The following is a 15,166-nucleotide window of genomic DNA, read 5'->3' as shown; positions in this document are numbered from 1 at the left end:
GAGGTCGTCAGCTCGTTTTTAGTTGCTTGAGGGCAACCGCTCTTAAGCCTTATTGCCGTCGGAAATGTACTTAGCATAATCGTGCGTGGCGGAGATGCTTTAGCGGCCCGCCTCGAACGCGTCAAAGCAAACCTGGCGGGGACGTGCGCCGGCCATAAAACATTGCTTGCGCATTTTCTGGACAAACGAAGGTGCGCCGCATAGAAATATTTGGTGGTTCTGCAGCCCGGTCAGCTCTGAGCGAACAAACTCGTACACGTTAGCTGGTTTACGTTTGCCCTCGCTCGGGTCTTCTAAAATAAGGCAGTCAAGACGCACTTGCGCATGGTTTTGGGCGAGCTGTTCTAGCGGTTTTCGCCAATACAGACGCGCGGCCGAACGGGCGGCGTAGAGAATATGAATATTATGCGAGTGACCTTTAGCGAGCGCCTCGCGAGCAACGGCATACAGTGGAGCGATACCCGTACCGCAAGCGGCTAGTAACAGAGGGCGCTCACTGTGTTCCGGTTGGTAGTGGCAATCCCCCAGGGGGCCGTAAATAGACAAGTGGTCGGTGGGGCTAAGCTGTTTCGCCCAACGGCTAAACTGGCCGTCGGGGCGTACTTGAATATGGAAGCTTAAGTGGTCATCGTCCGCGGCGCTGGCAATGGAGTAGTTGCGTGGGGTTTGGGCGTCGCGCCACAGGGTCATATATTGGCCGCCGTGAAACGCTACCGGCGCGCGCAGGCGCAGTTCAATAATATCGTCTGCCAGGGACGTTACCGATAGGACCTCGGCAGTGACTTGTTCCTCACGCGGATCATAAAGACTAACGCCCAAATCCTGCTCGCTGTAGCAGCAACAGCTTAATACCAGTTGTTTTTCTTTTTGCGCCACGGTCAGCCCCGCTTGCGCCGCCGCCGGTGGTGTGCCTTGGGTAATACGCACCTGGCAGGATTGGCACACCCCCGAGCGACAGCTAAAGGCCACCGGATAACCTTGCTGGCGCAAAACGTCCAGTAAGGGTTGCTGGGTGGGCCAGTCAATGGCTTTGTCGTCAATAAATACCTTTGTCATTATTATTAAGATATTTTATGCACTGTGTCCTTGTAAACGACTTTTGTTTCGTCAATGATTGGTGGTGCACAAAATCGTTTGTGCACTTTTATGAGAAGCAATTTGGAGGCTTAAGCATGAAACAGTATATGACGTGGTTTGTGGCGGTTTTAATGGGGTTGACGGTTTCGGTGGTAAACGCCGAAGACGAGGAAAAGTACGCCGATGCAATGGCTGCGTTTAAAGAATCCGCTCAGGTGAATGATTTTTTTAGCAGTGCCTATGGCTACGCGCTCTTCCCAACGATTGGCAAGGCCGGTATCGGTATTGGGGGCGCCCACGGCAAGGGGCGGGTGTACTCGCAGGGAACGCATGTGGGTAATGCCAGTATGACGCAGCTGAGTATTGGTGCCCAATTAGGCGGACAGGCGTTCAGCGAAGTAATTTTCTTTGAAACGAAAGAAGATCTGGAAAACTTTCAGTCGGGTAACTTTGAATTTGGTGCCCAGGCCAGCGCAGTCGCCATTACGGCCAGTGCGAATGCCACGGCCGGTACGACTGGTGCCGGTGTGGGCGCATCGGGCACCTCAGACGATGCCGGTATGCAAAAGGCCGCATACAGCAATGGTATGGCGGTGTTCACTCACGCCAAGGGCGGTTTGATGTACGAGGCCGCACTGAGTGGCCAAAAATTCAAGTACAAGCCGTTGTAAGTGTCTGCGAGGCAGCCCCAACGGGGCTGCACGCTCTTCCCGCTGCTTTTCACCCTAATTGACCGCACGCTTATCCTTTACCTGGGCCGCTTTGAGCGTTAGAATGAATGATTGTTCATTTTTGTCCCGGGTTATCCTTACTATGGCTGAATGTAAACGCCGCGCTATTCTTCACGCGACCTTGTGCCTCTTGGCCGAGCGAGGTTTGCATGGTTTTTCGATCAAGCAGTTGGCAGAAAAGGCCGGCGTCGCGGCGGGCACGGTTTATCTCTATTTTGAAGATAAGAATGACCTCATTCGGCAGCTTCATCAGGATATTATCGCCGAGGTGGCGCGGCGCCTTTTTGTTAATTACGACCCCTCGCTACCCTTGTACGACCAGTACCGCCGGATGATGGAAAATTTGTGGGAATTTCACCGAGGCTGTCCCGAAATTATGCTGAGTAAAGCCCAGTTTGACACCATGCCTCCGGATTTGCTGTTCCCTCACCGCGAGGGCGAACAACAGCCTCTATCTCAGCGTCGCGATCAAGTCTTGGCGGTATTTCAGCCGCTGTGTGATTTTTACCAAGTAGGCCGCGAGCGCGGGATACTCAAACCCCTGGCGGATGAGTTGTTATCGGCGCTGTGTATTGACCCCCTGTGTGCGTTGGCGCGGGGCCATCACCTGGGTATTGTCAGTGTGGGGCCTAGCGAGCTGGCAGCGGTAATTGATGCCGGGTGGGACGCGATTAGGCAGCATCACTAAAGTTTTGTTAAACGGGCTTACCAGCCCACCTCAATTTGCCTGATAATGAACGATTGTTCACTCTGGCTTCAGATTTTAATGGTTTTATTTGCGGGCGTGTCAGGTCCCGCCACAAAGGAGCAGCAAATGTTGTCACATTTATTCGGAACGGAGGCGACGCGGGCAAGCCGGTCTGTGATTGCCTTGGCCTTGTCTATGGCTTTACTCAGTGCTTGCGGAAAATCGTCAGACGCCCCCGCCGGCGCGGGTGGTGCCGGATCAGCGCCGCCGCAGGAAGTGACCGTGGTCACGCTTAAAGAACAAGCGGTTGACCTAAGCGCAGAGCTGCCTGGGCGCGCCGTCGCCTATCGTAAAGCGGAGGTTCGTCCCCAGGTAACCGGGATTATTGAAAAGCGTTTGTTTACCGAGGGTGCCTATGTAGAGGCAGGGCAGCAGTTGTATCAGATTGATGCCGCACGCTATGAAGCGGCTGTCGCCAACGCCAAGGCGCAGGTAACCCGCGCTAAAGCTAACTTGTCTACTACTGAAGCGCGCCAAAAGCGTTACGAAAACTTGCTCTCCGAAAAAGCGGTGAGTCAGCAGGATTACGACGACGCACTGTTCAGCTACGAATCGGCACAGGCCGATTTGGCCGTGGCCGAGGCGGCCCTGCGCACCGCTGAAATTGATTTGCGCTACACCGAGGTGAATGCGCCGATCAGCGGTCGCATTGGTATTTCCAGTGTTACCGAGGGCGCACTGGTGTCGGCGCAGCAGGCGGCGGTGTTGACCACCATTAACCAGCTCGACCCGATTTATGTGGATGTGTCTCAGTCGGCGGGCCGAATTTTGCAAATTCGCCGCGATGTGCAAAACGGCGTTATTTCTCGCGACGAAACCCCCAAGGTTCAACTGGTGATGGAAGATGGCACCGAGTATCCCCATCAGGGCGAAATGCAGTTTTCCGATGTCAGCGTAAATGAAAGCACGGGCACGGTGGTGGTGCGCGCACTCTTCCCCAACCCCGACAGTATGTTGATGCCCGGTATGTTTGTGCGGGCTCACTTGGCCGAGGGTGAGCGTAGTAACGCGGTGTTGGTACCTCAGCGCGCCGTGCGACGTGATCGCGAAGGCAATGCCAGCGTTATGACCGTTAATGCCGAGGGTGTGGTTGAGCCGCGCCCGATAGAGGCGAGCCGCTCGGTAGGCAGCGATTGGTTGGTAGAGAGTGGTTTGAGTGCGGGTGACAAAGTGATTGTCGCCGGCTTGCAGAAAATTCGTCCGGGTGCGCCGGTAACCACTGTCGAAGCGGGCAGCGCACAAGGGGAGTAAATCATGGCGAAGTTCTTTATCGATCGCCCGGTATTCGCCTGGGTGATCTCGATTATTATTATGCTCGCGGGGTTGTTGGCGATCAACACTCTGCCTATCTCGCAGTACCCCGAGGTGGCGCCGCCATCGGTGGAGATTCGCACTACTTACCCGGGCGCTTCGGCCAAGGTGGTAGAGGACTCGGTGGTGCAGATCATCGAGCAGAATATGACGGGTATTGATAACGTTCAATATATGTCATCCACCAGCGATTCATCGGGCGTGGGTCAAATTACCATTACCTTTGATGCCGGTACCGATCCAGATATTGCCCAGGTGCAAGTGCAGAATAAGCTGCAAGGCGCTATGACTTTGTTGCCGCAGGAAGTGCAGCAGCAGGGCATCCGCGTTAATAAGTCTTCGGCTGGCTTCCTGTTAGTATTGGGCTTTGTTTCTAATGACAACAGTCTGGATAAGTACGATTTGGCCGACTATGTGGCGGCCAACGTTCGTGAGCCCTTAAGCCGTGTGGGCGGGGTAGGTGACATCACCATTTTTGGTTCTCAGTACGCCATGCGTATTTGGCTGAACGCCGACAAATTGGCTACCTACAAACTGACCACCGAGGATGTGGTCACCGCTATTCGCGCGCAAAATGTGCAGATTGCCGCCGGTGAGCTGGGCGGGGCGCCAGCGCTACCGGGGCAAGACGTAAACGCCAGCATTGTGGTGCAGTCGCGTCTGGAAACACCCGAGCAGTTTCGCAATATTTTATTGCGGGTAAACGAAGACGGCTCGCAGGTGCGGATGGGCGATGTGGCCCGGGTAGAACTGGGGGGCGAAAACTACCAGTTTGAAACCGAGTACAACGGCCAATCGGCTACGGGGCTGGCGGTTACTCTGGCCTCGGGCGCCAATGCGCTGCAAACGGCCGAGGGTGTACGCGAGCGTATTGCCGAGCTCGAACCATTCTTTCCCGATTCGGTTGAGGTGGTTTACCCCTATGACACCACGCCTTTTGTAAAGCTGTCCATTGAAGGGGTGGTACACACCCTGATTGAAGCGGTGGTGCTGGTATTCTTGGTGATGTATCTGTTCTTGCAGAACTTCCGCGCCACTTTGATTCCCACCATTGCTATTCCCGTGGTGCTGCTGGGGACCTTTGCGATTTTGGAGGCCTTTGGCTTTAGCATTAACACCTTGACCATGTTCGCTATGGTGCTGGCCATCGGGCTGTTGGTGGACGATGCCATTGTGGTGGTGGAAAACGTCGAGCGGGTGATGCACGAGGATAAATTACCCCCGCGTGAGGCCACGCGAAAATCCATGGATCAGATTACCGGCGCACTGATTGGTATCGCCTTGGTGCTGTCGGCGGTGTTTGTCCCCATGGCCTTCTTTGGCGGCTCCACCGGGGTTATTTACCGTCAGTTCTCCATTACCATTGTCTCGGCCATGGTGCTGTCGGTGGTGGTGGCTCTGACGCTGACACCTGCGCTGTGTGCCGTCATGCTTAAACCCACCAGCGACGGGCACTACGACAAAAAAGGCTTCTTTGGGTGGTTTAACCGCTTTTTTGATCGCTCCTCCACCGGTTACCAGAACAGTGTAAAAGGTATTCTGGGGCGTAAAAGCCGTTTTATGGTGGTGTATCTGGCCATTGTGGTAGTCCTGGGGCTATTGTTCGGGCGTCTGCCGGGCTCGTTCCTGCCCGACGAAGATCAGGGCATTATGTTTACCCAAATGACTCTGCCGGTAAACGCGACCAAAGAACGCTCGATTGATGTGATGAACCGGGTTGAAGATTACTACTTGCACCAGGAAGAGGCAGTAGTGGAGTCGGTGTTCTCGGTTATCGGGTTTAGCTTTAGTGGCCGCGGTCAGAACAATGGTATTGCCTTTGTGAAGCTGCGCGATTGGGATGAGCGCACCGACGATGGTCAGGATGTGCAATCACTGGCCGGTCGCGCCATGGGATATTTCTCGACCATTAAAGAGGCCATGGTGTTTGCGTTTGCGCCGCCGGCAATCACTCAGTTGGGGACCTCGACGGGTTTTAACCTGCAGCTGAAAGATTTGGGCGGGCAGGGCCACGAAGCCTTAATGAACGCGCGCAACCAACTGCTGGGTATGGCCAGTCAGGAGCAAGAGTTGGTGGGCGTGCGCCCCAATGGTCAGGAGGATACCCCGCAATTTAAGCTGGATATCGACTTTGAAAAGGCCTCGGCTCTGGGTGTGTCAATCAACCAGATTAACAGTGTGTTCTCCACAGCCTGGGCGGCATCCTATGTGAATGACTTTATCGACAATGGTCGTATCAAGCGTGTTTACGTGCAGGGCGATGCGCCGTTTCGGATGATGCCCGAGGATGTCAGCAACTGGTATGTGCGCAACAACGAAGGCGACATGGTGCCTTTCTCGGCTTTTTCTACCGGGCGTTGGGTGTACGGTTCGCCGCGCTTAGAGCGTTATAACGGCGTATCTTCGGTGAATATTCAGGGCCAGGGTGCTCCCGGTGTTAGCTCGGGTCGGGCAATGGAGGTGATGGAAGGGCTGATGGCGCAATTACCTCCGGGCTTTGGTTTTGAGTGGACCGGTATGTCATTGCAAGAGCGCGAATCTGGCGATCAGGCGCCACTGCTTTACGCTTTATCGATTCTGGTGGTGTTCCTGTGTCTGGCCGCGTTGTACGAGAGTTGGTCAGTGCCTTTCTCGGTGATGCTGGTAGTGCCGTTGGGTGTTCTCGGTGCGCTGTTGTTTGCCATGGGTCGCGGCTTGTCTAACGACGTTTACTTCCAGGTGGGGCTGCTAACCACCGTAGGCTTGTCGGCGAAAAACGCAATTTTGATTGTGGAGTTTGCCAAAGATTTGTACGAAGACGGTATGGATCTGATTAAGGCAACGATGGAAGCGGTGCGGATGCGTTTGCGTCCCATCATTATGACCTCGCTGGCGTTTGGCTTGGGTGTTACGCCACTGGCAATTAGCACCGGTGCCGGTTCCGGGGCACAGAACGCCATTGGTACCGCGGTTCTCGGCGGGATTATTTCGGCAACCTTTTTAGCGATCTTTTTCGTGCCGTTATTTTATGTCGTCGTGGTGAAGTTGGGCGAATGGATCTCACCCAGCAAAAAGCGTGAGTCATAACAATGTCGTGAATATTTTAGGATAAAAAGGCGGCCAATCGGCCGCCTTTTTTATTCTGGATCGGGTTCAATAAACTCTTGAAAGGCATCCAGTGTTCTTTCTAAGGTCGAGGTGAACTCAGATTTCAAGGAGTTAATGAGCTTTACATCTTGCTCTTGTGCAGCGAATTCGATCCGCTGGCATATATCCTGTAAACGATGGGCCTTAAGCTGACCGGCGCTGCCTTTTAAGCTGTGAGCCAGTCGATTAATCGCATCAGTGTCGTCTTCATTCAATGCTCCCTCAAAAGTGCGGAGTTTATCAGGTGCTGTGTGAATGAACTGGCTGAGCAAATTCTGTAAAAAATCCTTCTTATTAAATACACTTTTTAGCGCATCACCCTGATCCCAAATGGCAACTCCGGCGTTTTTTTCGGGTAAGGTGGGGGGCGATTGCTGCTGGCTTTGGTGTTGCAACCAGTGCTGCAATGTCGAGTTAAGTGATTGCGCCTGAATGGGTTTGCTCAGGTAGTCGTTCATACCTTTTTGCAGGCACAGCTCCCGATCCCCCTGCATGGCATTGGCGGTCAGAGCAACGATTGGTGTACTGCGATAGCGTTCACCGGCATCGCCCCTGCGGATGGCTTCGGTGGCTTCAAAACCGTCCATTTCCGGCATCTGGCAGTCCATGAGGATTAGCGTGTAGGGGTGTTGAGCGGGCGATTGGCGCAGGGCCACTAAGGCCTCCTGGCCATTGCCGGCACAGTCGGCGCTCAAATTAAGCTCTTCCAGCATGAGCTTTGCCACCTGCTGATTGATAGAGTTGTCTTCCACCAACAGGATGCGTGTGTTTTCTGGCCAATCATCTGCAGGTTTGCTGTTTTGTGGGTCTTTTGTCAGGGGCTCCGCATCTAGAAAACCTCGGTGTGGGCATATGTCACCGACCAGCTGCATCAGGCTTGCGGTGCTGACAGGTTTGTACAAGTAGCGGTCAAAGTGGTGTCTTTTGAAGGCCTCGCTAAGGCCAATCATCGAGGTGAGGAGTGATATGGACTTTTTCTCTCGCCACTCAATTAGCTGGGCTAAAACCCTGTCTGAGCATTTGCTGTCTATCAGGCCGAGATCAAATCCTCCTTCGGGGACTTGTGGAAGGTCTTCACTGTCGTTGCTTAAACATACCGATACCCCCCAAGTTTGAAATTGTCGTTTGAGGCTATCGGCGAGCAGGGCGCTTGGGGTATGAATCAATACCTTCGGCGGGCTAACGGATAAATCGGGTGCGCGGAATAACGCTTTCGACGCAAGCCCAAGGCGCACGGTAAACTCAAAGGTAGAACCCTTTCCTTCGACACTTCGAGCAGTGATATCGCCATGCATTAAGTGCGTTAACTGACGGCAAATTGCCAGACCTAGGCCAGAGCCGCCGAATCGTCTGGTAGTGGACGCATCAAGCTGAGAGAAAGGGTCAAAAAGTTGTTGAATTTTATCTTCCGGAATGCCTATGCCGGTGTCATGGATTCGCGTTGAAAAGTGCAAGTGGCCATTATTCATGTAGCTTTGGCACTGTATGTAAATGCTGCCTTGATGTGTGAACTTAATGGCATTGCCAACTAAGTTGGTCAGTATTTGTTGTAAACGCCCACAATCTCCTTTAGCACTTGTGTGGGTTAAATCTGCTTTGTCGATTACCAGCTCTAAACCTTTATTTTGCGCTCTCATGGCCATGGTGTGGCAGAAACCATCAAGAAACTGATTCAGTTCAAAATCCGTTTGTTCTAGCTCTAGCTTTCCCGCTTCAACTTTCGAGAAGTCCAGTATGTCATTGATAATAGACAGCAATGATTCTGCACTGGTAGTTGCGATATGTATTTTGTGCAGGTCGGGCTCATCCAAGTTAGAGTTTCGCAAGAGATTGAGCATTCCCAGAACCCCGTTCATCGGAGTGCGTATTTCGTGGCTCATCATTGCCAGGAATTCGCTTTTGGAACGCGCTGCAGATTCTGCTTCTACTTTGGCGCTTTGTAAGGCGAACTCGGCTAGCTTTCGTTCGTGTATGTCCTGAAACGAGCCAAACATACGCACACATTGGCCATTTTCTATTACTGCCTTTCCCGTGGTGGAAATCCATTTTTCCCGGTTGTTGGCAGTGACAAGAATTAATTCGTCCTGAAACTGTGTGCCTTGTTGAATAGCGACTTCAACCAGTTGTTTAATTCGTTCTCGATTTTCCCCGGCCTTGTAAAATTCTATGCTTGTCTCCATGTTTGGTTGATACTCTTCAGGGACCTCGTGGATTTTTTTGGTCATCTCAGACCAGTAAACGGTTCCTTTTATTAAGTCGACTTCCCAGGCACCAATCTTGCCCAGCTCGCTCATGGCTCCAAGCATTTCGCTTTGTCGCTCGATTTTTTTGGCGTATTTTTCCTGCTCGGTAATGTCAATCGCGGACGCGTATAGCTTGCCAGTTTCTGAGTCCGCGTTTGAGCTCCACAGCAGTGAAATGTAATGTCCGTTGCGGTGACGGTAACGATTTTTAAATGAATTAATAACCTTTCCGCTGATCAGATTCTGTAACGCATCGGTGGTGGGTTGGATATCGTCTGGATGTAAAAAATCAACAATGGGAGTGAGTAGAAACTCTTTTTCAGAGTAGCCGAGTGCTTTGGTAAAGTGCCGGTTTACTCGTTCGAACATGCCCTCAGTGTTTGCGATGCAAAGAAACGAGTTGGCGTTTTCAAAGTATTGGTTTAGCTCCCGTTGTGACAACTCGATGGCGTGAAGTGCTTCTTTGTGTTCTGTGATGTCCAAGTGTGTTCCAACCATGCGTTTGGGGCTTCCGTCGTCACTCCACTCGACCACTTCGCCAGTATCATTTACCCATACCCAATGACCATCTTTATGACGCATACGACATTCACAGGTATATTTTCTTTTGTGCCCATTCCAGTGGAGCTTTAAGTTTTTTGTTGACGTTAACAAATCGTCCGGATGGACATTTTTATGCCAGGTTTGAATGCTAATCGGCTCTAGCTCTTTAAGCTTATAGCCAATAATGTTGGCCCAGCGCTCGTTAAAGGCTACTTTGCCGCTGGGAATATCCCAGTCCCAAATGCCCACTTCGGTACTGTCGATCACAAGTTCCAGTTGTCGGCGCTGCTCTTCAAGTTTTCGCGCTTGCTCCAGTTGCTCGCTAATATCTTCGGCAATGCTCCAGACCAGTTGGTTTCCTTGTTGATCTGTTACCAGCACGCTACTTAACTGTACCGTTAATACTTGACCATCACTGCGTCGATATTGAAGTTGGGCGGGGCCGAACTTTCCTTTGTCACGTAAACGAGTGCGCAATTGTTGTAGTTTGTCGGCGTCAGACTCGGTGATTAGATCGTACACGGTCAATTGCCGCAAATCGTCGTGAGTGTATCCACAGTATTGGAGTAACGCTGGATTGGCGTCTAAGAGCTCGCCGCTTTGATAGTCGTGCAGCGATAATGCGAGTGGCGAGAAGTTGAATAAGGTGTGTAATCGCTGTTCGGCGCCGCGGCGCAGTTCATGCAAATAAATAACCCACAAGAGCGGTGCAAGAATTAAGCAGGCCACTAAGAATATAGCGAGGCGCAAGGCGGTACTGTTGGGGGCTTGCTCTGGCCAACCGCCAGTGGGAATCGCCGCCAAATGCCAGCGATCTCCGGGTAAATCCACATAGGCCGTAACCGGATCATTTTGGGCAATGGTGTCGGACCCCCAAAAAGCGGCAGTTGATTCCTCCCGCCGGATGCTAATGTCTATCCCCTGTTGTTGGTCTAAATTGCTGTGGCGATAGAGTGCGTTAAGATCAATAACCGCCGAGACGATGCCCCAGAACTGGTCCTTGTCATCGTAAACGGGAATGCGGCCGATGAGACCTTGGCCGCCTTGTAACAGCTCTAACGGGCCGTCAATGATCATTTTTCCGGAGGCTATGGCTTTTTGTACGGCTAGCTTTTGCTGAGGGTGGTCTAAATAACGCAGTCCCAGCGCTGCTTTGTTGTCTTCGTAGGGGTAAATAAGCGAGAGGGTTAAACCGGGAGCGCCACCAATATTTCTGAGTAAGCTGTTACTGCCAAATAGATGCTCCGCGTAGTGGCTGAAGACGTCTTGCGACATCTCTGGGTTAACCTGGATGGCGGCGACTAACCCTTGCACCGTTTGTACGCTCGCGCTGATATTGCCTTCGAGCCTGGCCCTTAGCAGTGCCAAATCGTCTTGGGTTTGAGCCCTGACTTGATGCAGATGGTTTTCATAATTAAGCCGATCTATATAGTAGCCGCTTGCGAGGGCCGTAACGCCTACAACTAGGGAGATGATGAGATAGTAGGTGCGGGAGATGGACAACCGCCGACTGGTGGTACCTGTGGGAATAGAGGAATCTCGCATGAGTACGCGCTAAGTGCTTATGAGTTTTAGCAATTATAGCGTAAAAGTGTGAATGTCTAATAAAATGGAATCACACCAACTGGGCTGAACTCAATGAAGGTTCAGCCCAGCGCTGCGAGTAACTACTAGGGGTTAGTAAATACGGCGGTGGTCAAGGCGGGTACTGAAAGCTCTGATCCTATAACTGATGCGCCGCTGGTAACGGCGTCTACAGAGTTACGCTGGACCGGGTGCAAGGTGAAATCACCCGTTAAAGGATTGGCAATGCTCACCGGCTGCGAGCTCGGGTTGAATACCACGACTATTGCATCGTAGTTAGGGTCGCGTTCCAGCTCGTCCGTGAGGGCCATAACAATGACTCCCGGTAGCTGATCGCTGCCAGTGTTGTGAAATGCAAGCACTTGCTCAACTTCGCTGGCGTTACGCAACCGAAACAGTGGCGAGCTGGCGCGAATGGCGAGCCACTCTTGAAACAGTTGGCGCGCGGTGTCGATATGCTCCGCCGAGGGCGCGGCCTGTTCATCCGCGATAATCTCACCAATTAGGGGCCAGTTGCTGCCGTCTTTGTCCTCGCGGGGCAGGCCCACGTTCCAGTTGTTGCTTTGGCCGGTAAAATCCACGCGGTTAAACCAGTCGCCGGAATCGTAGCTGTCGCGCTGCATGGATTTAGAGCGCAGCAGGTCAACCCCCATATGGATAAACGGAATGCCCTGAGCCAGCATAGGCACGCTGAGCGAGAAGTTCTGCATACGCACACGCTCGGCCGCGGTTAACGCGCTGGGCGCTTTGTATTGCAGGTTATCCCACAGGGTTTGGTTGTCGTGCTTGGAGATATAGTTAATGCTCTCCTGCGGGTCTTCGGTGTAGCCGGCTTTCAGGTCAAAGTAGGGCACCTCGCCGCCGGTGGTTGGGTTGCCGTTGCGATCCACCAGTGGGTAGCTTTTTAGGCTGCCTGCCAGGTTTACCCGCAAACGGTCGGTTAAATCCGTTAATGCATTTCGCTCGCTCTCGGCGCCCGAATTTAAGTTGTTGGGGTAGTGGAACAGCCCGGTGCCATAGCCCTGGTTGCGGCGAATGTCATCGCCGCCGTCGAAGGGACCGCCGCCGCGTACTGCATCGCGAATGCGGTCGTTAAAGCTGCCTACGCCAGTACCCGCCATATTGTTCTGAATGGCGTTAACACCCCGGCGTCTGTTGGCTACTTCGCCGAAGTTCCAGCCCTCGCCGTAAAAGTAGCTGTCGGCATCCACTGCTTGCACGGCATCGCGGGCGGCGAGAATATCCTCGCGCATATGGTGGCCCATTAAATCAAAGCGGAAGCCGTCAATTTTGTAGGCATCGGCCCAGACCACCAGCGAGTCCACCATCAGCTTTTCCATCATCTCGTGTTCGCTGGCGGTGTTGTCGCAGCACGATGACATTTCTACCGCGCCGGATAATTCGTTGCGGCGGTGATAGTAGCCGGGCACTAACTTATCCAACACGGATTTTTCACCCAAGCCTGAGGCGTTGGTGTGGTTGTAGACCACGTCCATGACCACGCGCAGGCCCATCTCGTGCAGCGATTGCACCATCTGACGAAACTCTACGATGCGTGCAAAACCTTCACTTGCCGTGGCGTAGCTGCCTTCGGGGGCGGTGTAGTGGTAGGGGTCGTAGCCCCAGTTAAACGAGTCCAGCCCGCGCAGATCATTCATCAGCGCTTGCGCCTCGGCGCCGGTGGGGTCAAAGCCCGCTAGCACCGACTCTATGGTTGCACTGTTGTCGGCGGAACCGCAGATAGCCGCGTTGGTATTCAGCGCACATAAGTCGCCCACGGTATCGGTGATGTCCACCCGCATACTTTCGTCTTCATTGACGGTGGCGATATCAAAGGTGGGTAGCAGGTGAATGGTGTTCAGCCCCGCTTGCTGTAAATCGCGCAAGTGATTAACCGGCGCGCTGTCGGCAGCGCTAAAGGCGAGGTATTTACCGCGATGGGCTTCGGGGGTGCTGGTATCGAGCGCCGAGAAGTCGCGAATGTGCACCTCGTAAATCACTGAGTCTTCAGGCGCGGCCAGTGGCGGCACGCTGTGATTGCTCCAACCGCTGGGCTGGGTGTCGGCGCGGTCTAAATCCACCACCTGCGCCAGAGTGCTGTTGCTGGACAGGTTAAGGGCGTAAGGGTCGGTGGTGGTCAGGTTTTCTACCGCATCGGTTAAGTAGTGGTAGACATCGAACCGGTAGCGGTAATACTGACCGTGCAGGTCGCCTTCTACCGTCGTTTCCCACACGCCTCCATCGGTTTTGACCATAGTGTGGGTTGCGCTGGGATCATCGCTTACCGTGGCAAAAATCTCCAGTGTCATGTTGTGCGCGGTGGGTGCCCAAACGGCAAAGTGCGTATTACCGCCTTCAATCCAACTGCCCAGTTTGGCGTCGGTGATAAAGTAGGCATCCAGCGCCCCCGGTGTTTGTACGCTGGTGGCTTTGAGTAAATTGCCGTCGCTGTCGTAGGCGCTGGCTACCAGTTCACCGGCCAGCCAATCCTGGGTGTTGATGTCGTTAACCGGAATTTTAAATGCTTGCCAGCTGGAAATATGAGGAAACTTTTCCGCGCTGGCGGGGCTGAGTTCGCCCGCGGTTAATTCAATGCCTGTACCGCCATTGAGTTCATTATTGCTTACGTTAATGTCGCCCGCGCTGTCGGCGTGCAACATAATGCGGCTGGCATTAGCGGGGGCATCCCAGACCAGGGTGTCGGCGTCTACCCAGTGGGCGGCGTAACCTGAAAGAGTAATTTGCGCAGGGCCTTCTTCGCCTTGGTAAACAATAGCGCTGGAGCCGTGCTCGGTGTAGGCGATATTGCCTTGGGTTAAATCCATCGCCAAATCGGCGTCGCCTAGCGCTTTTTCGTCGCCCTTGTGCAAAATAAAGTTGATGCAACCGCCGGGGTTGTTTAAATCCAATATAAAGTACGCGCCGCGCTCGACATCGACGCCGCTGGCGGGCATGGGGTTATCCCAGGTGATGCCGTTAACGCTGTTGTCCGCCAGGGCGTTACAGTCGCCGCCGTTCCACAAGTGCAGGCCCCAGCCGTCGTATTCGCCATCGGCGCGGGTGTAAAAAATAGCGGCCTGGGTGTCGGTTAAGGTAAAGGGCAAAGGCGCTTCGCCACTGTCGTCTTGCGGGTATTCAATGCTGGCTAAACCGTGCTGGGTAAGGGCAATATTGCCGCGTTCTAAATCGAGTGTTAAGTCGCTTTCGCCCAATGCTTTATTGTCACCTTGATGCACAATAAAGTTTACGCAGCCGCCATCGCTCGCCGCTTGCGCCAGGTCCAAAACATAGTAAGCGCCGTAGGTGTCATCGATACCTGTGGGGGCCATGGGGGTGTCCCAGGTGACACCTTCTACCGCTGATTCCGCCAGTGCGTCGCAGGCGGCGTTATTCCACAAGTGCAAGCCCCAGTTGTCGTAGTTTCCATCCTCGCGGGAATAAAACACGATGGCCTGGGTATCGTTGAGCGCGACCGGCAACTCCATGCTCGGCACCGAGCTGGAAGAACTGGACACGCTGGAGGAAGATACACTGGAGGAACTTGAAGATTCGATACTGCTGGATGAGACCGAGTGGTCGTCGCTGTCACTGCCACCACAGGCACTGAGCATAGCGGCGCTGATAAAAACGCCAAGCGTAATAGAGCGCATGGATAAACTCTCCGTATTTTATGGTTATTGGAGTGGGAGAGATTACGCCAGGAAATCCCAGGCAGAAATTTGCATACGTATTCATTTTTATGAATACGTATGCAGGATAAAAAGTTTCGGGCTTTAAGCCAAATGTACACGCGAAGGCCTGTA

Annotated in this window: 7 protein-coding genes; 4 read left to right on the top strand and 3 right to left on the bottom strand. The window is 53.3% G+C overall.

The features are described 5' to 3' along the window. Positions 1 to 99: 99 nt before the first annotated feature. Positions 100 to 1,056: a 2Fe-2S iron-sulfur cluster-binding protein gene (locus tag M6D89_RS08505; RefSeq protein ID WP_253967584.1), complete on the bottom strand. Its 957-nt coding sequence runs from the start codon at positions 1,054 to 1,056 to the stop codon at positions 100 to 102. A 116-nt stretch (positions 1,057 to 1,172) separates the two neighbouring features. Here M6D89_RS08505 and M6D89_RS08500 point away from each other — a divergent pair, with 116 nt between their 5' ends. The 4 genes from M6D89_RS08500 to M6D89_RS08485 all read left to right on the top strand — a co-directional run bounded on the left by M6D89_RS08500 (position 1,173) and on the right by M6D89_RS08485 (position 6,933). After that, complete coding sequence (locus M6D89_RS08500) at positions 1,173 to 1,748, top strand: YSC84-related protein (RefSeq protein WP_418930345.1); 576 nt, start codon at positions 1,173 to 1,175, stop codon at positions 1,746 to 1,748. Positions 1,749 to 1,890: 142 nt separating this feature from the next. Beyond that, a complete protein-coding gene (locus tag M6D89_RS08495; RefSeq protein WP_253967583.1) occupies positions 1,891 to 2,496 on the top strand; it encodes a TetR/AcrR family transcriptional regulator in 606 nt (201 codons plus the stop codon). 195 nt (positions 2,497 to 2,691) lie between these two features. Then, positions 2,692 to 3,807, top strand: coding sequence for an efflux RND transporter periplasmic adaptor subunit (locus M6D89_RS08490; RefSeq protein WP_253967582.1), 1,116 nt, complete (start codon positions 2,692 to 2,694; stop codon positions 3,805 to 3,807). A 3-nt stretch (positions 3,808 to 3,810) separates the two neighbouring features. After that, complete coding sequence (locus M6D89_RS08485; protein WP_253967581.1) at positions 3,811 to 6,933, top strand: efflux RND transporter permease subunit; 3,123 nt, start codon at positions 3,811 to 3,813, stop codon at positions 6,931 to 6,933. 50 nt (positions 6,934 to 6,983) lie between these two features. Here the strand turns inward: M6D89_RS08485 and M6D89_RS08480 are convergent, their stop codons facing one another. Next, positions 6,984 to 11,324 carry a PAS domain S-box protein gene (locus tag M6D89_RS08480; protein WP_253967580.1) on the bottom strand — a complete coding sequence of 1,447 codons (4,341 nt, stop codon included), beginning with the start codon at positions 11,322 to 11,324 and terminating at the stop codon, positions 6,984 to 6,986. Between the two features lie 125 nt (positions 11,325 to 11,449). Beyond that, complete coding sequence (gene pulA, locus M6D89_RS08475; RefSeq protein ID WP_253967579.1) at positions 11,450 to 15,013, bottom strand: pullulanase-type alpha-1,6-glucosidase; 3,564 nt, start codon at positions 15,011 to 15,013, stop codon at positions 11,450 to 11,452. Positions 15,014 to 15,166 lie beyond the last annotated feature (153 nt).

The organism is Gilvimarinus xylanilyticus (assembly GCF_024195295.1).
GTDB classification, from domain to species: Bacteria; Pseudomonadota; Gammaproteobacteria; order Pseudomonadales; family Cellvibrionaceae; genus Gilvimarinus; species Gilvimarinus xylanilyticus.
The sequence above is the reverse complement of the archived record's forward strand: the minus strand, read 5'-3'. Positions and strand labels throughout refer to the sequence as shown.